Origin of the sequence: Halomonas sp. 7T, assembly GCF_025643255.1 — a bacterium.
Classification (GTDB): domain Bacteria; phylum Pseudomonadota; class Gammaproteobacteria; order Pseudomonadales; family Halomonadaceae; genus Vreelandella.
The window spans coordinates 3,161,003-3,180,279 of record NZ_CP087112.1; the positions used below are offsets into that span (position 1 = coordinate 3,161,003).

The window sequence follows — 19,277 nt, forward strand, 5'->3', positions numbered from 1 at the left end:
GGTATGGAAAAGCGCCCTCATAAAGCATGCCACGTGAGCCACTTTGAAAAACAACGCAAGCGAGTTAGCCCATGGAGTTTCGCCAGCTGGAGTACTTTATTGCCGTGGTGGAGACCGGCTCAATCTCGGCGGCCAGCCGTCGGGTGCACGTTGCCCAACCCGCGCTGACGCGTCAAATGCGGCTATTGGAAGACGATGTGGGCACGCAGCTGCTGGATCGCCACGCCCGAGGTATTCGCTTAACCGTGGCGGGTCGAGCACTTTACAGTGAAGCTACCCGGCTGTTGGACGAGCGGGCGGAGATCAAAGCGCGGTTATTAGCACTGGGCAGCGGACAAACCGGCAAGCTGAGCTTGGGGGTCACGGTTACCCATTTATGGCTACCGGAGGTTGCTAAGCTAATGGGCGGCTATCGCGGCCGTTATCCCCAGGTAGCCTTAGATGTTTTCCCGCTGCTTTCCGGCCCGCAATTAGAGAGGCTTCAGCAGGGCGGGCTTGATGCCGGTATTCTCTACTTGGATGAGCAGGCCCCCCAGGGTATTGAGGCGCGCTTACTGCAGCGCGACCACCTGCTACTGGCGGTGCCCGATACATCGTCGTGGGCGCACTCGCCGCCCACGTGTCTAGCGGCACTGGCCGATGCTGAGTTTGTGTGGGGGTATCGCAGTATCTCGCCGATTTATTACGACCGCGTGGTAGCGCATTTTGCCCGGCTGAAGTTTGAACCCCGAGTGGTGCAGTATGGCGCGGATAACCTCACCATTTTGAGTATGGTGGCGGCAGGCTTAGGGGTGGCGATTGTGCCTGCGGCAAGCCGCTGCCACCCAATGCCAGGCATCTGCTTTATCGAGCTAGAGGAGTTAACCACCTGCGCTATGCCGCTGTGGCTGGCGTGGCGCGGGGGTGAGGTGTCGCCCGTGCTGGATAATTTTATCCAGTTAGCGGAAGAGCAGTTTGGTTGAGGCGCTGCAGTAAATTTCCCCTAAGTGAGTCCGTATTAGTCTTTTGTCGCAACAGCGATGCTTAGCGTAATGGCGCCAAGAAATTGTGACGCTGCGGTCAATGGCTGACAGCAGCAGCGTCAAAGGCGGTGACGTTTCAAGGCCTCATCAGTCGCGATCATACTTATTTAGTGTTTTGCGGTGCAGCGTGTCGTTGCGCCGTTTTTGTGTCTGTTGCTACAGGAAACTCTGGTCTATTTTTTTAAATATTTGAAAAATAATAATTTATTGATATTTTTTAGAACTCATTAAGTGTTGTGTCAGGTCAATGAGTAACACGAATGCCGAGGCCTTCAATACTTTTAAAGTATGGAGAGGCACTTAAACAATATTGGTTTCAAGCATCGGCGGTCACCAAACTGCAGCCTAGTTACTTAATCGCTAGATGCTGGAGCCGCCATGTCAACCGTCATCCAACACATTGAGACGCTGCTGGTCGATCTGCCGACCATCCGCCCCCATAAGCTCTCAATGACCACTATGGCCTGCCAAACGATGGTGATCGTGCGCATGCGCCACTCCGATGGCATTGAAGGGGTCGGCGAAGGCACCACCATCGGTGGCTTGGCCTATGGCCCGGAAAGCCCCGAGAGCATTAAGCGCAATATTGATACCTACCTGGCCCCGCTGCTGCTGGGGCAGCCCTCTAGCAATATTCACCAGTTACGTTCCCTTCTTAATCGCCATGCCCGCGGCAACATGATTGCTAAATCGGCGTTGGAAACTGCGCTGCTGGATGCCCAAGGCAAACGCTTGGGGCTCAGCGTTGCCGAGCTGCTCGGCGGTGCGCGCCAACAGCACTTGCCGGTTTTATGGACGCTGGCCAGCGGCGATACCGCGAAAGATATCGACGAAGCGCTGCTGCGCTTAGAGCAGCGCCGTCACTGCGATTTCAAATTGAAAATCGGCGCTAACCCAGTCGAGCAGGATGTTCGCCATGTGGCGACCATTAAAGACGCATTGGGGGATCGTGCCAGCGTGCGTGTGGACGTTAACCAGGCGTGGGATGAATCCACTGCGGTACGCGGTATCCAGGCGCTGCAAGACGCTGGGATTGAGCTGATCGAGCAGCCGATACCCGCCCGTGAACACGCTGGCCTGATCCGCCTCGCCAACCGCTTTAACGTGCCGATGCTGGCTGACGAAGCCGTGCAGGATGCCCGCGACGGGCTTGACCTTGTGAGTGGCGGCTTTAGCGGTGCCTTTGCCCTGAAGATTGCGAAATCCGGCGGCGTGTACGGCGTGTTGGAGCTGGCCCACGTGGCTCAAGCGGCGGGCGTTGGCTTATACGGCGGCACCTTGCTGGAAGGCACTATCGGCACTGCGGCATCCCTCCACGCTTGGGCCACGCTGCCGGACATGGCATGGGGCACCGAGATGTTTGGCCCGCTGCTGCTCAAAGACGACATCGTCGTTAAGCCGCTCAACTACCACGCATTTGGCGTCGATCTGCCCACTGGACCAGGGCTGGGTATCACGCTGGATGAAGACAAGCTTGCGCACTATTCGCGTAACGATTAACGCGCCCAAGCGCTGAGTCAAAGAGCTAAGTCACGCAAGTACCGAGGAGGAGAACAGCATGCTGTATCACGTCGAAATGACCGTAAAGCTGCCAACCGATATGCCCGCTGAGCAAGCGGCAGAGATTAAAGCGACTGAAAAAGCCTATTCCCAAGACCTGCAGCGCCAAGGCAAATGGCGCCACCTGTGGCGGGTGGCAGGCAGCTATTCGAACGTCAGCATTTTTGATGTGGAAGACAACGCCGAGCTTCAAGCGTTAGTCAGCAATCTTCCGCTGTTTCCCTACATGGAGATCAGCGTTAAACCGCTGTGCCGCCACCCCTCGTCAGTGTGTGAAGACGATAGCTAAGCACGCACGCCACCTCCCATAAGTGCAACACCCCATAACAACATGAGGATATCACCATGACCGTGAAGATTTTTAACACGCCAGAAGTACAAGAGTTTCTAAACACCATCGCCGGTCTTGACCAAACCGGTGGCAACGACCGCGCCAAGCAGATCGTACACCGTCTAGTGTCTGATCTGTTTAAGCTGATCGACGATTTTGATGTGACCGAAGAGGAGTACTGGGCGGGCGTTAACCTGCTTAACGCGCTGGGTAGCCAGACCCAGTTTGGCCTGCTCTCGCCAGGGCTTGGCTTTGACCACTTTCTCGACATGCGCCAAGACGCTATTGACGCGGAAGCCAAGCGTACCGGTGGCACGCCGCGCACCATTGAAGGCCCGCTGTATGTGGCTGGCGCCCCGGAAGCCGAAGGCTTTGCGCGCATGGACGATGGCCAGGACAACGATGGCGACACCATGTGGCTAACGGGCCAAGTGCGCGACGTGAACGGCACGCCGATTGCCGGCGCCAAGGTGGAGATTTGGCACGCTAACTCCAAAGGCGGCTACTCCTTCTTTGACCAAACCCAGAGCGAGTACAACCTGCGCCGCACGATTTATGCGGACAGCGAAGGCCGCTACACCGCACGCAGCATTATCCCGTCTGGCTACGGCGTGCCGGAAGGTGCCCCCACCGATGTGGTGCTCAAGTCACTTGGCCGTCACGGCGAGCGTCCGGCGCATATTCACTACTTCGTCTCTGCACCGGGCCATCAGCACCTGACTACCCAGATCAATCTCGCCGGTGACCCCTACACCTATGACGATTTTGCATTTGCCACCCGTGAAGAGCTGGTGGTGCCGGCAAACAAAGTCGACGACCAAGACGCCATCGCCAAGCGCGAGCTAGACGGCCCGTTCTCCGAGGTGGTGTTCGACATCGAGCTGGCCAAAACCGAAGCCCCCGAGCTGCAAGTTCGCCATGCCCGTCCGCGTGCCAAAGAAGACGAGCATGACCTCGCCAGCCAACTGGCCGGTACCGCTAAGGTTTAAGCCTCACGCTTTGATGTCAGCGGGCCTGCCCCTAGGCCCGCCTTGCACGACCCACAATAACGAGGAGCGCGATCATGACCACGAAACTTGATCAACTCGAAAACCGCGTCCGCGGCGCTGTACAAGACGACCCTGACCAGGGCATCTTCCGCTGCCATCGCAGCATGTTCACCGACCCTGAATTTTTCGAACTTGAGCTAAAGCACATCTTCGAAGGCAACTGGCTGTTCTTGGCTCATGAAAGCCAAATCGCTGAGCCGGGCGACTACATGACCGTCACCATGGGTCGCCAGCCGGTGATTATCACCCGCGATAAGCAGGGCGAACTGCACGGCCTGATTAACGCCTGTGCCCACCGAGGCGCCACCCTGTGCCGCCGTAAGCGCGGTAACAAGGGCACCTTTACCTGCCCGTTCCACGGCTGGACCTTCAAAAACGACGGCAAGCTGCTGAAGGCCAAAAACGAGAAGAACGGTGCCTACCCAGACGCCTTCAAAGAGGACGGTTCCCACGATCTCAAGCGTCTGCCGCGTTTTGAAAACTACAAAGGCTTCCTGTTTGGCAGCTTAAGCGACGATGTTCAGCCGCTGGAGCAGCACCTAGGCGAAACCACCAAGATCATCGACAACATCGTTGACCAGGCCCCCGAAGGTCTTGAGATCCTGCGCGGTACCTCGTCGTACACCTACAACGGTAACTGGAAGCTGCAGGCCGAAAACGGCGCCGATGGCTACCACGTAAGCTCCGTGCACTGGAACTACGCCTCCACCATGGAGCGCCGCAACTACGACGCTGGCGGCACCAAAGCGGTAGACGCAGACGGCTGGTCGAAGAGCAAAGGCGGCTTCTACTCCTATGAAAACGGCCACATGATGCTGTGGACCCGGCTGCTTAACCCGGAAGTACGCCCGGTTTACCAGCAAAAAGAGTGGATCCAAGAGCAGCTGGGCGACGCCCGCGCCGACTCTATCGTCAACCAAACACGTAACCTCTGCCTCTACCCCAACGTCTACCTGATGGATCAGTTCTCCACGCAAATCCGCGTGCTGCGTCCCATCGACGTGAATAAAACTGAAGTGACGATTTACTGCTTCGCCCCTAAAGGCGAGTCGGCGGAAAACCGAGAAGTGCGTATCCGCCAGTACGAAGACTTCTTTAACGTCTCTGGTATGGGCACGCCTGACGATCTTGAAGAGTTCCGCGCCTGCCAAGAGGGCTACCACGGCGGATTAGCCGAGTGGAACGACCTCTCTCGCGGCGCCAAACAGTGGATCGAAGGTGCGGACGAAAATGCCCAGGCCATCGATATGAAGCCCCTGCTCAGCGGTGCCTCACCGGAAGACGAAGGCCTTTACGTGCTGCACCACAAGCACTGGGTCGACGAAATGCTGCGCGCGATTGACAAAGAGCGCAGCCAGTTCATCGCCACCGCATCCGCCTAAGCGCCGAGTGACCCGGGGAGAAACCACTATGAGCATCACCTATCACGACATTCAAGCCTTTCTGTACCGTGAAGCGCGCCTGCTGGACGACCGCCAGTGGGATGAGTGGCTTGAGTGCTACCGCAAAGACGCTGAGTTCTGGATGCCCGCTTGGGATGACGACGACCAGCTGACCCGTGACCCGCATAGCGAGATCTCGCTGATCTACTACCCCAACCGCGAAGGGTTAGAAGACCGCGTTTACCGCATCAAGACCGAGCGCAGCGGGGCGAGCACGCCAGAGCCGCGTACTACGCATCAAATCAGCAATCTCGAAGTGCTCGCTCAAGAGGGCGATAAGGTTGAGCTGCGCTTCAACTGGCACACGCTGAGCCACCGCTACAAAGTCACCGATCAGTTCTTTGGGGCCGCGTTTTACACCCTAGACGTGTCCGGTGACACACCGCTTATCACAAGAAAAGTCGTGCAACTCAATAACGACTATATCCATCAGGTCATTGACGTTTATCACGTGTGACCTGATAGGAGAGGAGAGTTAATCATGAGCTATACCATTGCCCTCAACTTTGAAGACGGCGTCACCCGTTTTATTGGCTGTAAAGCAGGCGAAACGGTGCTGGACGCCGCTTACCGGCAAAAGGTCAATCTACCCATGGACTGCTCTGACGGCGTATGTGGCACCTGCAAAGGCCACTGCGAGCAGGGCGAATTTGAGATGGGTGACGAATACCTGGAAGACGCGCTTTCTGATGAAGAAGCGGCAGAAGGCCAGATTCTTACCTGCCAAATGGTGCCCTCGTCGGACTGCGTTATCCAAGTGCCGGTCGCCTCTACGCTGTGTAAAACGCAGGTAGGTAAGGTTGAGGGCACGGTTGCTGCGGTCGAGCAGCTCTCCGAGGACAGCATTGAGCTTGCAGTGGCGTTAGATGAAGGCACTGAGATCACCTTCCTGCCCGGCCAGTACGTGCATATCGACGTGCCGGGCACCGAAGTGCATCGCTCCTACTCGTTTAGCTCCCTGCCGGGGGAAAAGCGTGCCACTTTCCTGATCCGCAATATCCCTAACGGGGTGATGAGTGGCTATCTCGGAGGGCGGGCAGCCGTGGGCGATCGCCTGACCCTAACCGGGCCACTGGGCAGCTTCTACCTCCGTGAGGTCACCCGTCCGGTGCTGATGCTGGCAGGCGGGACGGGGTTAGCGCCGTTTCTCTCCATGTTGGCGCAATTGGTCGAGAAGGGCTGCGACGCCCCGATCCACCTGATCTATGGCGTTAATAAAGACGATCATTTGGTCAAAGTGGACGCGCTGGAGGCCTTTGCAGCCAAACTGCCCAATTTCACCTATGCCACCGTAGTGGTGGACGAGGCCAGCGCTCACCCGCGTAAAGGGTATGTCACCCATCACATGGATGCGGGCGTGATGCACGACGGCGATGTGGACGTTTACCTGTGCGGCCCGCCGCCGATGGTGGATGCGGTACTCAAGCATTTTAATGCCGAAGGCATTAAGCCCCAAAGCTTCCACTACGAAAAATTCACCCCGAACCAGGTGGGAGAAAGCGCATGAGCAACTCAGCCGTTAACGGCCCGCATTTTCAAGACCGAGTGATGGTGATTACCGGTGCCGCTCAGGGGATTGGGCGACGCCTTGCCGAGCGTGCCGCTGCTGAAGGTGCCCACTTGGTGCTGGTTGACCGCGCCGACTATCTCCACGAGGTGGTCGCCGGGCTGCAGGCTGAAGGTAACAAAGTGATAGCGGTGCAGGCCGACCTCGAAACCTGGGCCGGTGCCGAGCAGGTGATGCAGGCGGCCAAGGAAGCCTTTGGCCGGGTCGATATTCTGATTAACAACGTGGGCGGGGCGATTAACTTCAAGCCGTTCACCGAGTTTACCGAGGCGCAAATTAGCGCCGAAATCCAGCGCTCGTTAATGCCTACGTTATGGTGCTGCCGCGCCGCGCTGCCCACCATGGTGGCGCAGGGCAGCGGTGTCATCGTCAATGTCTCTTCAGCGGCGACGCGGGGTATTCACCGGATTCCCTATTCGGCGGCCAAAGGCGGTGTAAATGCGCTGACGGCCTCGCTGGCCTTTGAGTTTGCCGAGCACGGTATCCGCGTGGTGGCCACGGCCCCGGGCGGCACCGAAGCGCCACCACGGCGTATCTCCCGGGGTACCCCGGAGCCGCAAAACGCGACCGAGCAGGCGTGGTTTCAAGCACATATCGACCAAACCAAACAGAGCTGCCTGATGAAGCGCTACGGCACGCTGGATGAAATGGTCGCGCCCATTTTGTTCCTGGCTTCTGATGAAGCGAGCTACATCACCGGCAGCGTTGTGCCTGTGGCAGGTGGTGACCTTGGCTAAACCTGCCTAACCACTGGCTGTGCAAACTCAATAACTAAACCGCCGTGTTCAGACCATTAAACGCTAACAATAACGTCAAATATAACGATCCTGGAGCACACCGTGAAACATATCGAGAAAGGCGTCAGCCTAAGGCATGCGCCCCGAGACTTCCTGCGCGACATCAACGTGGATAACGCCAGTACCGGCTTAGTGGCTGGCATCTTGGGCCTCAGCGTGGGCGTTGTGCACATCAGCGCAGGCACCGCCGCAGGCCTAGACTCTTCCTTCATTATGATTTGGGTGATCAGTTACCTAATGATTAACGGGCTGTTTGGGCTATTTATGCCCGCCTATTACCGTTTGCCGCTGCCCATGGCTAACTCGATTCCCGGCGCGCTGATGTTTGCGGCGGTGATTCCGGTGGTGGGCTTAGAAGCTGCCCTAGGTGCCAGCCTGATCGCAGGAGCCATCGCGCTGGTAGCGGGTTTGACGGGGGTGATGGGCATCGTCATGCGCCTGATCCCAATGCCGATTGTGATGGGCATGGTGGCGGGGATGCTGCTGAGCTTTGGCCTCAATATGGTGCGTCCGTTGGAAAGCGCGATTGTGCCCGCCTCTATTATGATCCTGGCGTTTTTCATCTCCGCACGCCTCTTCCGTAAAATTCCACCGCTAGTCGTCGCTATGTTGGCAGGCATCCTTTATCTGATAGCGACCGGTGTTGACCTGTCAGGCATTGAAGCAACGATCCGTTTCCCTGAGTTTATTGTTCCTCAGTTCACGCTCAGTGCCTTTCTAACCTACGGCCTGCCGCTGGCGATTATTCTAGTGGGAATGGAAACCCCCGCAGGCGTTGGCTTGGTCAAAGGCATGGGCTATAAAGAGGTGCCTGCCAATGCGATTACCGCGGTGGGTGGCTTTGGCACTATGGTGTCGGCGTTTTTCAATCTGCACAGCACCTGTATTGCTGCGCCGATGACCGGCATCTGCTCGTCGCCCGAGGCCGGCACCCACGACAAACGCTGGGTTGCTGCCGTAGTAGCGGGGGCGATCTTTATCGTGGCAGCGCCCTTTTACGGCTATGTGGTCAGCCTGTTGGAAGCCACGCCGCGCTACTTTATCGCCATTATCGCCGGGCTTGCGCTGATGCGGGTTATTACCTCGTCAATGTCGATTGCCTTTGCCGGTAAAAAACATGAAATAGGCGCGCTGTTCGCATTTTTGATTGCCGCCTCGGGCCTGCAAATCTTAGGTATCGGTGCCACGTTCTGGGCGCTAGTGCTGGGCGTTGTTGTCTCGGGGATCTTCGAGACCAAAGACTTTGAGTTTGTGTTTGCTCGTAATGCGCTTACGAAGAGCGGTTGAGATTAGTCAGCACTGCCGTTGTTAGACGATTGATGAGAGATTCTCCTTGGCCCGTACCGCTCACGTAGTACGGGTCTTTTTTCAGCGGCTTTAGACGGTGGTGCTCTCTTCTGAAAGAACGACTAAAGGTGCCTTTTTGGCTTATTACGTCTGTGTTGTTCGATACCTATGACTCACCCTTAACCCGCTGGGACGTTGTGTATGCGTATTCATAAGGATTGGTCGGTACCCGCCATTACCGCTGGTTTTGTGGCGGTGCTCGTCTCTTACTCCGGCCCACTGGCTATCTTTTTCCAGGCGGCACAGAGTGCTGACATTTCAAGTGCGATGATGACCTCCTGGGTCTGGGCGATTTCAATCGGTGCGGCTGTGTCGGGCATTGTGCTTAGCCTATGGTTGAAAGTGCCGGTGGTCACCGCGTGGTCAGCACCGGGCACTGCGTTGCTGGTCACCCTGTTCCCTGGGCTATCGCTAAATGAAGCGGTGGGGGCTTACTTGACCGCGGCGCTGATTATTTTTGTCATTGGTGTAACCGGGTCGTTTGACCGCATTATTCGTTTAATTCCGCCGGGCATTGCCAGCGCCATGATGGCGGGCATTCTGTTTCAGTTCGGTGTGGGCGTGTTCGTTGCATTAGAGAGTGTGCCTACGCTGGCGGTTGGTATGATCATCGCCTACCTCGTGTTTAAGCGGCTAACGCCCCGCTATAGCTTGGTGCTGCTACTGGCGACGGGCGTTGCATTGGCGGTGGGTTTGGAAGGTGCAAGCCTTGAGGGCGTTTCCTTACAGCTTGCTGAGCCGCAGTTTATTCGCCCTGAGTGGACATGGAATGCCACGCTAAGCTTAGCGATTCCCCTTGTGCTGGTCAGCCTGACAGGGCAGTTTTTACCGGGCATGGCCATACTGCGTACGGCAGGCTACACCACCCCGGCTAAGCCGATTATCACAGTGGCGAGTTTGACCTCGTTTATTACCGCCTTTTTTGGCGGTATTACCACGGTGATTGCGGCGATAACGGCGGCTATCTGCACCAGTAAAGAGGCCCACGAAGACCCGGAGAAACGCTATGTGGCGGGGGTAGCGAACGGGGTTTTCTACCTGATCGGCGGTGTTTTTGCGGGCACCATTGTGGCGCTGTTTACCTCATTACCGGCGGAGTTTATAGCGGTGCTGGCAGGACTTGCACTGATTGGCGCCATTACCAGTAATGTCAGCGCGTTTGCCGCTGAAAAGAGCCATCTTGAAGCCTCGGTGATGACCTTTATCGCGACGGCGTCAGGGGGCAGCTTTTTAGGGCTGGGCTCCGCCTTTTGGGGCGTGGTCGTGGGGGCGCTGGCCTATAATGTGCTGCACCGGCGCTTTCGTCATACAGGCTAGGGGTAACGCCCCGTGCGGCGGTTCTCGACCAGCACTTCTAAGATCGCATTGGCTTCTTGCATGATCGGCGAGGGTTTTTCACCGCGTCGGCGGCTGCAGATCACCGGGGTGGTCAGTGACTTATCCTCAAGCGAAACGAAGGTAATGCCTTCGCGCTGAACGCGTTTGACCTGCTCGGGTACCAGCGTAATCCCAATGCCGCAAGCCACGAGGCTTAATGCTGTTTGTAGCTCATTCGCTTCTTGCACAACGTCGACTTTTAGCCGCTGACGGCGAAAGATCCCCAGTATCATATCGGCCATGCTGGGGCGCGGCTTTGAGGGGAAAATAATCAGTGGGTAGTGCGCCAGCGCTTCGCAGTTGGGGGTGGTGCCCTCAAGGGGGTGGCCGAGGGGGAGGGCGGCGACCAAGGGCTCGTTAAACAGGATTTCCTGCTCTACTTCGGGGTCGTCGATGCGAAGCCGGCCAAAGCCGATATCGATTCTTCCTGCCTTCAGCGCTTGAATTTGTTGAATTGACGTCAGCTCAGCCAGCGAGAGTTCAAGGTTATCTCTTTGGCGCAAATCGCGCACCAGCGTGGGGAGCTGCCCATAAAACACCGACGGCACAAAGCCGATGCCAAACAGCGTGCGCTGGCTGCGTGCCATGCGTCTTGTCGCGTCAGTAGTGGCCTCTACTTTTTCTAAAATTTGTAGCGCATGCTGCTGAAAAAAGACCCCAGCGGGTGTCAGGCGTAAACCTCGGGAGCTACGCTCAAATAGCTCGGTGCCGACTTCCTGCTCTAGCTGTTTAATCTGGCGGGAAAGCGGCGGCTGCGACATGTGCAGTCGTTCAGCGGCGCAGGTGAGGTTAAGTTCTTCGGCGACAACACAAAAATACCTCAGGTGGCGTAGTTCCATGATACCTCCTAGGTATGAGCAGCTACTTAAACAATATTGGTTTTGTCGTGAGGTTACTTACAAGCTAACAGAGCGCAAAAGTAACCAGAATGTCTAGAGATCAGCGGGTAATTGACACCGTACAAGCGCTCAATCGTGGCTGCCGTCGCGCTATTTGATGCGTAACAGGGCGTTGGGCCAGCTAGGCGAAGGTCGTTAGCATTATATAACGTCCACTAACACTATCAGTATTTAAGCGTTTGAAAATTAGATATTTTCTACGACTTTAGTAATAACAACAGACACCATAGGAGTGATCCAATAATGTATAACCGTATCCTAGTGCCGATTGATGGCTCTGCTCATTCTCAGCACGCCCTACGTATCGCTTGTCAGCTCTTAGAGGGCAACGATTCAACACTTCACCTACTGCATGTGCCCGAAGCGCTGACCTATGCGGCGACATTGGTCTGGGGGCTTGGCGCTGTCAATGCGGAGGCCTCTAATGGTGAGCGCGAAGCGCTCGGTAAGCAGCTGTTAGAACAAGCGGCAAAATCAGCCGCAGAGTATGGCGCTCGGCATGTGGAGAATCAGTTGATACAAGGCGACCCGGTACGGGTGATATTAGCCACCGCTGAGGAGTGCCATGCAGATGCCATCGTCATGGGCAGTCGCGGGCTAAGTGATTTAGGCGGCGTGGTGATTGGCAGTGTGTCACACAAAGTGAGCCACCTCGCTAAGTGCCATGTGATTACCGCGAGCCAGTAGCTTTCGTGAGCAACAAAAAAGGGTGCCGGTTAGGCACCCTTTTCGGTGGTCGCTTTTTAACAGCGTTAAGCGCTTTTCTTAACAGCTTTGTTTGGCTCACTTTGCTTGCTGTCATTGGCATCGCTTGGCTGAGGCAGCGAAGGCAGTGACTTAGCCAGCATATCCACGCTATGACGGTAGTAGAGTTGGCTCTTGTTATGCTCACCCATGCTGGCGTAGAGGCGGGCAAGCTCAGCACATACTTCGCCATTGGGGCGCTGGCGCTGGCTGGCTTCAAAGTATTCTAGCGCTTTTTCCCACTGGCCAATACGCAGCGACAGGCGGCCGCAGGCCAACAGCAGTTCTGGGTCGTTGGGGCGCTCTTGCAGCCATTTCTCTGCTTTCACCAGCTGACGTGCGGCATCGACGTTAAGCAGGCCGTAACGTTTCACCAGGCGCGCATCCCAGTGATGATCCAGCGAGTGATTGAGCAGTCGCTCAGCGATAGGCTCTTCGTTCGACTGGAGCAGTGCTTCGGTATAGAGCACGATCAGCTCGGTATTCCCACGCAGGTAGTCCGGCATATCGGCCCATAGCCCGCGCACGCGCTCGATATTGGTGGGGTTCTTGGCTTCAAATACGATCAGCTCACGGTAAGCTTTGAACTCGAGCTGCTCACGCTCTTGCTGGGTAATCAGCTTTTGCGCGGCGAGACGTGGAATCAGGCGGCGTAGCCCTTCCCAATCGTTAACGCTGAGATGCACCTGTTTAAGCATCTTGAGCACTTGGGGGTGGTTGGACAGTTTCTTATCCAAACGATTAAGGATCGCTAGCGCATCTTCGGGCTGCTGACGGTCGATCATTAGCTGCGCTTGCATTAGGCCTATCGCGGTATCTGCACCTTCGGTTGTGAGCTGTGCTTGGTTCAAATGCTCCTGGGACTTCTCGTGATGGCCCTGATAGTGGGCGGCCAACGCCGCCGATAGGTAGTTCACCAGCGGCGTGCTGGAGTCGTTAGCGGCGTGTACTAGGGTTTTCTCCGCTTTCTTCCAGCGGCCTTCGGTGAGCGCCACCAAACCACGCACGGTGCGTTTCATGGCACGGCGATTACGGGCGCGGCTGTTCCAGGTACGGAAGCGGCCCATCGGACGAATAATCCCCGTCAGCAGGCGCAGCGTAAAGTGCAGCACGATAAACGCACCCAGCAGCAGGACTAAGCCGAACCAGAACGAGGTCTGTACTGAGGTTTCACCGACACGAATTAGCCAGTAGCCGGGCACCGCCATCATCAGGTGCCCAAATAGGGCACCTACGGCAAGGCCTGCGACAATAAGAAGGATGAGTTTTCTCATGCTTCACCTCCGCCTTGGCGGCGCGACTCAAAGCGGTTTTCAATGAAGTTCGCGAGTGCCTGCTGCGACGCGCTGATATCGGGTAGCTCTGGCGTTACCTCGGTTTGCTTTAGCTCTTCTAGGCGAGTCATGACGCTCTGTGTCTCTTCACGCTCGGTATCGTAGTAGCCGTTAAGCAGTTCCAAGGCTTTATCAAGGCTTGCTTCATAAAGTTCCTGCTCTTCTTTGAGTAGGGCGAGCTGCGACTGCTCAAGCACGAGGCGCAGGCTTTGGCGCAGGTAGGTCTCTTGCTCTGGAGTAATCAGCGTTTCCAGCGCTTCGTCGTGGTGACGAATGACAACCAGATCTTTTAGCTCTTCGCCAAAGCGTGCGAGCTGGCGCTGAAAGCTGCCGCTAGGCGGTTGTTCGATGCCCGACGTGACGGCACGCTCTTCCACTTCCTGGGAAAGACGTAGGCCAGCGATGCGTTCTTGCTGGGCGTTTAGCGCTAAATAAATACCGGTACGGTCAACACGGGGTACCGCATCAAGCGCGGCCAGCTCGTTGGCAATCTCACGACGCACCGCGGTCAGTGCGGGGTTATCGGCGTCCACCAGGCGGGCGTCAGCGGTACGCAGCAGCGCCGCTGCACCGTCAACATCGCCTTCCAGCTGTAGGCGCTGATTCGCTAAGCGCAGCAGGTAGGCGGCTTCGGCATGTAGCCAGTCGCGCTCGTCGGTTTCCTGCTCTTGGGAGAGCTGTGCCAGCACGTCATCCAGGGTGCTGTTCATTTCGCTACGATAGCTGTCTAGCTCGCTGCGCAGCTCGCTCAGGGTGCCTTCTAGCGCTTGGCTGCGCTCGGCTTCGCCACTTTCGATCCGCGACTCAAGTTCGCTAACAGCCTGCTGTGACGCGCTGCTTTGGGTCTGTTGGGTAAGTGCATCAATGCGCTGCTGCTGGCTATCCAGACGCTGCCAACCTTGCCAAGCAACGACGGCTAAGGCCACTGCCAGGATAATCACCAGCGCGATGGCGAGAACGCCACCTTTGCCGCTACCGTTGTTAACGTGACTGTTTCCGCCGCCATTGCCGCCGTTTCCGCTACCTGAGGCGCGACTCGCATGGCCTCCTCCGTTCGAGGCGGACTGGGTGGTGGTGCCTTTGGCGCTGCTGTTGGCGCTCGATGGACTGCTCACAGCCGCTTGCTTGGGGGCGGGTTCGTCTTTTTTAGTGCTGCTGGTGTGTGCTTCCGGTGCGGCACTGGTGGTGTCTTTTTTAGTATCGGCGGGTGGGTGGCCGCCTTTATTGCTATTGCGTCGCCGGGAACGGCTGTTCTTAGCGGCGTAAGAAGAGGATGCCGAGCTAGTGCTTGACCCCGTAGGCTCGCTATTGGAAGAGGCGGATACGGCGGTATCGCTCTGCGTCGCGCCCTCTTGGGATGCATCGGCAGGCGACTTGTGTACGCCTTCCTGATCGTTTAGTTGTTTGCTCATCTGTCGCTAGCCCTTATTAAGTTCCTTGATCGACATCGGCACCCTTTGGGTTGCAGGACCGATCCAACGCGGCTGCTAGTGCAGCCGGCGTTGCTCCCGACGCCACCTTGAGGTCACAAAAACCCAGTTTACCGGCCAGTGTAGCTAAACGGTGACTGGAAACGATTAGCGGTTGGTTCAACGCTGCTTGATCACACCATTTTGCCAGATGTTCAAGCAGTTCGCCGCTGGTAACGATTAACGCCCGGTAATCGCCATTTTTAAGATGTTGCTGCATAGCCGCCGAGGGCGGTTGATAAACCCGCCGATACACTTCTATGCGGGTAACGTGCGCGCCGCGTGCAGCCAATGTCTCAGTGAGGAGCGTGCGGCCGCCTTCACCTGCTACTAACAGCACCCGCTGATGGGGCAACGTTTTAAGCGAGGCCAGCGCCAGCAGCGCTTCACTGGTATCTTCACCGCGTGCCGGTGAGGGAATGTGGACGCGCACCCCCAGCAGGTTATGCAGGGTCTCAGCAGTGGCGCTGCCTACACTGTAGTAATCAATCCCTACGGGAAGCTGCGGCCAATAACGATCCAACGCGTCGCTTAAACAGTTGGCGGCGAAGGGGCTGACTACTACTATCTTATGGTACTGATCAATATCCAGCCAGATTCTGCGCTGTGCCGGTGTTTCCGGCAGCGCTTCAAGCTGCATAACATCAAGGGGTTCTACCCAGGCGCCTTGGGCACGCAGCGCGACGGCAAGCGCTTCACCGCGTTCTCCAGGACGACAAATCAGTACCGGCTGGGTCATACGTTGCGGCCGTAAACCTCGGCTAGAATATCGCCAGCGCCTTGGTCAAGCAGATCTTCCGCCACACGAATACCGAGTGCTTCCGGCTCATGAATGGAGCCACTGCCTTCAGCCCGCAGCACTTCGGTGCCTTCAGGGTTGCCGACTAAGCCGCGTAGCCAAATGGTTTCATTGGCTTTGTCGAGAACTGCATGGCCACCGATAGGCACTTGGCAGCCGCCTTCTAAGCGGGTGTTCATGGCCCGTTCGGCGCGCACGCGGGTGGCGGTGTCAGGGTCATCCAGAGGGGCCAGCAAACCGATCAGTTCCGGGTCGTGCAAACGGCACTCAATTCCCAGCGCTCCTTGACCACAGGCAGGTAGACAAATTTCAGGGGGTAAGGCTTGGGCGATACGTGCGTCAAGGCCTAAACGCTGCAGGCCAGAGGTGGCCAGGATAATGGCATCAAATTCGCCATCGTCGAGTTTGCCAAGGCGAGTTTGTACGTTGCCGCGCAGGTTTAGAATCTGCAGATCTGGTCGGGCCTCGCGCATTTGCAGGCCACGGCGCAGACTAGCGGTACCAATACGGGCGCCCTCCGGCAGCTCGTCGATGCTTTTATAGTGATTGGAAACAAAGGCATCGGTGGGGTCAGCGCCATCTAAAATCACCGAAAGGCCAAGACCCTCTGGGAAATGCATGGGCACATCTTTCATGGAGTGCACGGCGATATCTGCGCGGCCATCCAGCATGGCGTCTTCTAACTCTTTGACAAATAGCCCTTTACCGCCAATTTTCGAGAGCGGCGTGTCGAGGATTTTATCCCCTTTAGTAGAGAGCGGAACCAGCTCGACTTCCAAACCGCTGTGTGCTGCCATCAAACGGTCGCGGACATACTCGGCCTGCCACATGGCCAACTGGCTTTTACGCGTGGCAATGCGCAATTTAGTGATGGTTGACACGTTATTCTCCCTTGGCCGCTGACACGGCATGTCGAACTATGATAAGTCTCATGATAAAGCACCCAGCCGCACAGTAAAAATAACGGCTAAATTAAAACGTAGCGCTGAAACGCGTTTTACATTTTTAGGAAACACGATGCCCCTTGAAAAACCGCAAGGCCAGCTCGATCAATTTTTCCTGCTTTCTCAGGATCTGTTCTGCTGCATCGATGCTGCGGGGGTGTTGCTTAATATTAACCCTAGGTTTGAAACGCTGCTGGGCTACTCCACTGAAGAGCTGCTGGGCAGGCCTTGCGGCAAAGTGATCGACCCACGCGACCATCCTGTCATTGAGGCGGTGCTATCGCGCCTGCATCAAGGGGAAAGCATCAAAGCGTTTGATGTTCGCGCGTTAACCGCTTCAAGGCAACTGCTGTGGCTGGAAGTCACGGCGTCGGTGGGCGAACAGGTGATTTATGTCATCGCCCGGGATATCACTCGGCGTAAGTCGATAGAGAAGCAGATGCTGCGCCATCAGCGGCTGCTGGAAATTGCCGGTGAGTCGGCACTCATTGGTGGCTGGTACGTCGACGTGGTGAACAGCGTGCCGTTTTGGTCAGACGAGCTGTGTCAAATCCACGGCATGCCACCGGGGTTTAAACCCTCTGTGGAGGAGGCTTTCGCTTTCTATGCGCCGGGCTCTAGAGAGCAGCTGATGCGTGATTTTCAGGCGTGTAGCGATACCGGCATTAGTTTTGACGGCGAGTATGAGGTGATCACGCGCCAAGGGCGACGTCTGTGGGTGAGAGCCATTGGCCGAGCGGTGAGAGATGAGCATGGAGATATTTTTCAAGTTCAAGGCTCTACCCAAGATATTAGTCACCGCAAAGCCACTGAGCGTAAGCTTCAGCTGTTAGAGCGCAGCGTTGAGTCAAGTACGAATGGCGTGGTGATCGTTGATGCGTTGCGCGACGATCTCCCGATGGTTTACGTCAATGCCGCGTTTGAACACATTACAGGCTACTCTCGCCAGGAAGCCTTGGGTCTTAACTGCCGGTTCCTTCAAGGTGAAGAAACCGCGCCCGAGGCGCTCTCACAGCTGCGCCAAGGCCTAAAAGCCCAGCGTGACGTGCATGTGGTGATTCGCAACTACCGTCGCGATGGCGTGCCTTTCTGGAACGACCTGTATATCTCGCCGGTGCGTGATGACAGCGGTGCCGTCACCCATTTCATTGGCGTGCAGAATGACATTACCACGCATCGTGAGTATCAAGCACAGCTACGCCACAACGCTAGCCATGATGCGCTCACCGGGCTGCCCAATCGTCTATTGCTTAACCAGCGGTTGGCCCAAGGGTGTGTGTTAGCCAAGCGCTATCATCGCTACCTAGCGGTGCTGTTTGTCGACTTGGATGACTTTAAGCCAATTAATGACACGTTGGGCCACGAAGTGGGGGATTTTCTGCTGATTGAGGTGGCTAAACGGCTAGAGGAGGAGCTACGCCCCTGGGATACGGTAGCGCGTTTTGGGGGCGATGAGTTTATCGTGCTGCTACCAGACTTAGCCCACGAACAGGATGTCATGCAGGTCGTTGAGCGCCTGCTTGCGCGCATCTCGGCCCCCTATTGGTACCGAACAAGTCAGCTACGAATTTCTGCCAGCATCGGTATTGCCACGGATGATGGCACCATGAGTGAGCCACGCCAGCTCATTCAGCAGGCAGACCTCGCCATGTACAAAGCGAAGCGCCGAGGGCGCAACACCTTCCAGTGGTATACCGATGAGCTCAATCGTAAGGTCACCGAGCGGGTGAATTTGCGCCACGCGCTGCAACAGGCCATTGAGCAAAATCAATTTGAACTTCACTACCAGCCTCAGCTCGATTGCCTGGGGCGCGTAACCGGGGTGGAAGCGTTAATTCGCTGGAATCATCCTGAACGGGGCAGTATTCCCCCTGTGCAGTTTATTAGCCTTGCGGAAGACACCGGGCAAATTATGCCCATCAGCGAGTGGGTGCTGGCGACTGCATGCCGAGACGCCGTCGCGCTTAACGCGATGGGGCATGGCCCGATGACCATGGCCGTCAACGTGTCGCCGATGCAGTTTCAGCGGCCAGGTTTTTTGGCATCGATAGAAAAAGCGCTGCAAGAGAGCGGACTTGCGCCTGAACGATTGGAGTTAGAGCTCACCGAGGGCGTGCTGATGGATAGCACCGAGCACACCATTCAGGCACTGCATGCCCTGCGCAAAATGGGGGTGCACATAGCGTTGGATGACTTTGGCACGGGCTTCTCCAGCTTGAGCTATTTAAAACGCCTGCCGATTAACAAGCTCAAGGTCGACCGCTCCTTTGTACGTGACATCGTAAGCGATAGCCGCGATGCGGCCATTGTGGATGGCGTGGTGACAATGGCGAATAAGCTAGGCCTAGAGGTATTGATTGAAGGTATCGAAACCGCCGAGCAGCTCAATTACTTTAAAACGCTGCCGTATGCACATTTTCAAGGTTACTATTTCGCCCGACCCATGCCCCTTGTAGCGCTCTATACGTTTTTACGGCCACCGCTTGCCATCGGCAGTAACACAGACTCACCTACTTCTTGAGCGCCCATTACCTAAAACGGCATGCCGCTGAGGGCGGCGACTCTGGTACACTTTTGCGTAACGATTCCCTTAGTT

17 protein-coding genes are annotated in these 19,277 nt (G+C 56.5%); 12 read left to right on the top strand and 5 right to left on the bottom strand.

Going from position 1 to position 19,277, the window contains the following annotated elements:
• Positions 1-71 precede the first annotated feature (71 nt).
• From LOS15_RS14830 to LOS15_RS14875, 10 genes are all read left to right on the top strand, one after another.
• Positions 72-962: a LysR family transcriptional regulator gene (locus tag LOS15_RS14830; protein WP_263066717.1), complete on the top strand. Its 891-nt coding sequence runs from the start codon at positions 72-74 to the stop codon at positions 960-962.
• 438 nt (positions 963-1,400) lie between these two features.
• A complete protein-coding gene (locus LOS15_RS14835; protein ID WP_263066718.1) occupies positions 1,401-2,522 on the top strand; it encodes a muconate/chloromuconate family cycloisomerase in 1,122 nt (373 codons plus the stop codon).
• A gap of 58 nt (positions 2,523-2,580) precedes the next feature.
• Entirely contained in the window at positions 2,581-2,871 is a 291-nt protein-coding gene (catC, locus tag LOS15_RS14840) for a muconolactone Delta-isomerase (protein ID WP_263066720.1), read from the top strand.
• A 56-nt stretch (positions 2,872-2,927) separates the two neighbouring features.
• On the top strand, positions 2,928-3,902 hold the full coding sequence (gene catA, locus LOS15_RS14845) for a catechol 1,2-dioxygenase (RefSeq protein WP_263066721.1): 975 nt from the start codon (positions 2,928-2,930) through the stop codon (positions 3,900-3,902).
• 74 nt (positions 3,903-3,976) lie between these two features.
• Complete coding sequence (locus tag LOS15_RS14850; RefSeq protein ID WP_263066722.1) at positions 3,977-5,344, top strand: Rieske 2Fe-2S domain-containing protein; 1,368 nt, start codon at positions 3,977-3,979, stop codon at positions 5,342-5,344.
• Positions 5,345-5,372: 28 nt separating this feature from the next.
• Positions 5,373-5,861 (top strand): benzoate 1,2-dioxygenase small subunit, encoded by a 489-nt coding sequence (benB, locus tag LOS15_RS14855; protein ID WP_263066723.1) that lies wholly within the window; start codon positions 5,373-5,375, stop codon positions 5,859-5,861.
• Positions 5,862-5,885: 24 nt separating this feature from the next.
• Complete coding sequence (gene benC / locus LOS15_RS14860; RefSeq protein ID WP_317629612.1) at positions 5,886-6,911, top strand: benzoate 1,2-dioxygenase electron transfer component BenC; 1,026 nt, start codon at positions 5,886-5,888, stop codon at positions 6,909-6,911.
• Positions 6,908-7,708 (top strand): benzoate diol dehydrogenase BenD, encoded by an 801-nt coding sequence (gene benD, locus LOS15_RS14865; protein WP_263066724.1) that lies wholly within the window; start codon positions 6,908-6,910, stop codon positions 7,706-7,708. Before benC ends, benD begins: the two co-directional genes overlap by 4 nt.
• 102 nt (positions 7,709-7,810) lie before the next feature.
• Positions 7,811-9,055: a benzoate/H(+) symporter BenE family transporter gene (locus LOS15_RS14870; protein WP_263066726.1), complete on the top strand. Its 1,245-nt coding sequence runs from the start codon at positions 7,811-7,813 to the stop codon at positions 9,053-9,055.
• Between the two features lie 201 nt (positions 9,056-9,256).
• On the top strand, positions 9,257-10,432 hold the full coding sequence (locus tag LOS15_RS14875; RefSeq protein ID WP_263066727.1) for a benzoate/H(+) symporter BenE family transporter: 1,176 nt from the start codon (positions 9,257-9,259) through the stop codon (positions 10,430-10,432).
• Here LOS15_RS14875 and LOS15_RS14880 read toward each other — a convergent pair.
• Positions 10,429-11,331 carry a LysR family transcriptional regulator gene (locus LOS15_RS14880; protein WP_263066729.1) on the bottom strand — a complete coding sequence of 301 codons (903 nt, stop codon included), beginning with the start codon at positions 11,329-11,331 and terminating at the stop codon, positions 10,429-10,431. The genes LOS15_RS14875 and LOS15_RS14880 overlap by 4 nt on opposite strands.
• A 303-nt stretch (positions 11,332-11,634) precedes the next feature.
• On the opposite strand from LOS15_RS14880, the gene LOS15_RS14885 reads away from it, so the two are divergent.
• Positions 11,635-12,078: a universal stress protein gene (locus LOS15_RS14885; protein ID WP_263066731.1), complete on the top strand. Its 444-nt coding sequence runs from the start codon at positions 11,635-11,637 to the stop codon at positions 12,076-12,078.
• 65 nt (positions 12,079-12,143) lie between these two features.
• Here LOS15_RS14885 and LOS15_RS14890 read toward each other — a convergent pair whose 3' ends face one another.
• Genes LOS15_RS14890 through hemC form a run of 4 tightly spaced genes read right to left on the bottom strand, consistent with a single transcriptional unit; the run spans position 12,144 to position 16,618 of the window.
• A complete protein-coding gene (locus tag LOS15_RS14890; RefSeq protein ID WP_263066732.1) occupies positions 12,144-13,409 on the bottom strand; it encodes a heme biosynthesis HemY N-terminal domain-containing protein in 1,266 nt (421 codons plus the stop codon).
• The gene (locus tag LOS15_RS14895) at positions 13,406-14,881 is read right to left on the bottom strand and encodes a uroporphyrinogen-III C-methyltransferase (RefSeq protein ID WP_263066733.1); all 1,476 of its coding nucleotides are present in this window, start codon (positions 14,879-14,881) and stop codon (positions 13,406-13,408) included. The genes LOS15_RS14890 and LOS15_RS14895 overlap by 4 nt, the downstream gene beginning before the upstream one ends.
• Positions 14,882-14,897: 16 nt before the next feature.
• A complete protein-coding gene (locus LOS15_RS14900; protein WP_263066734.1) occupies positions 14,898-15,677 on the bottom strand; it encodes a uroporphyrinogen-III synthase in 780 nt (259 codons plus the stop codon).
• A complete protein-coding gene (hemC, locus tag LOS15_RS14905) occupies positions 15,674-16,618 on the bottom strand; it encodes a hydroxymethylbilane synthase (protein ID WP_263066735.1) in 945 nt (314 codons plus the stop codon). The genes LOS15_RS14900 and hemC overlap by 4 nt, the downstream gene beginning before the upstream one ends.
• A gap of 136 nt (positions 16,619-16,754) precedes the next feature.
• On the opposite strand from hemC, the gene LOS15_RS14910 reads away from it, so the two are divergent.
• Positions 16,755-19,202, top strand: a complete 2,448-nt coding sequence (locus LOS15_RS14910; RefSeq protein WP_263066736.1) for an EAL domain-containing protein — start codon at positions 16,755-16,757, stop codon at positions 19,200-19,202.
• The last annotated feature ends 75 nt before the right edge of the window (positions 19,203-19,277 follow it).

Excerpts from the sequence above, each read along its gene's own strand:
- LOS15_RS14910 (WP_263066736.1), top strand. The coding sequence starts at position 16,755 with ATGCCCCTTGAAAAACCGCAAGGCCAGCTCGATCAATTTTTCCTGCTT.
- benC (WP_317629612.1), top strand. The coding sequence starts at position 5,886 with ATGAGCTATACCATTGCCCTCAACTTTGAAGACGGCGTCACCCGTTTT.
- LOS15_RS14885 (WP_263066731.1), top strand. The coding sequence starts at position 11,635 with ATGTATAACCGTATCCTAGTGCCGATTGATGGCTCTGCTCATTCTCAG.
- benB (WP_263066723.1), top strand. The coding sequence starts at position 5,373 with ATGAGCATCACCTATCACGACATTCAAGCCTTTCTGTACCGTGAAGCG.
- catA (WP_263066721.1), top strand. The coding sequence starts at position 2,928 with ATGACCGTGAAGATTTTTAACACGCCAGAAGTACAAGAGTTTCTAAAC.
- LOS15_RS14900 (WP_263066734.1), bottom strand. The coding sequence starts at position 15,677 with ATGACCCAGCCGGTACTGATTTGTCGTCCTGGAGAACGCGGTGAAGCG.
- benD (WP_263066724.1), top strand. The coding sequence starts at position 6,908 with ATGAGCAACTCAGCCGTTAACGGCCCGCATTTTCAAGACCGAGTGATG.
- LOS15_RS14875 (WP_263066727.1), top strand. The coding sequence starts at position 9,257 with ATGCGTATTCATAAGGATTGGTCGGTACCCGCCATTACCGCTGGTTTT.
- LOS15_RS14850 (WP_263066722.1), top strand. The coding sequence starts at position 3,977 with ATGACCACGAAACTTGATCAACTCGAAAACCGCGTCCGCGGCGCTGTA.
- LOS15_RS14830 (WP_263066717.1), top strand. The coding sequence starts at position 72 with ATGGAGTTTCGCCAGCTGGAGTACTTTATTGCCGTGGTGGAGACCGGC.
- LOS15_RS14895 (WP_263066733.1), bottom strand. The coding sequence starts at position 14,881 with ATGAGCAAACAACTAAACGATCAGGAAGGCGTACACAAGTCGCCTGCC.
- LOS15_RS14835 (WP_263066718.1), top strand. The coding sequence starts at position 1,401 with ATGTCAACCGTCATCCAACACATTGAGACGCTGCTGGTCGATCTGCCG.
- catC (WP_263066720.1), top strand. The coding sequence starts at position 2,581 with ATGCTGTATCACGTCGAAATGACCGTAAAGCTGCCAACCGATATGCCC.
- LOS15_RS14880 (WP_263066729.1), bottom strand. The coding sequence starts at position 11,331 with ATGGAACTACGCCACCTGAGGTATTTTTGTGTTGTCGCCGAAGAACTT.
- LOS15_RS14890 (WP_263066732.1), bottom strand. The coding sequence starts at position 13,409 with ATGAGAAAACTCATCCTTCTTATTGTCGCAGGCCTTGCCGTAGGTGCC.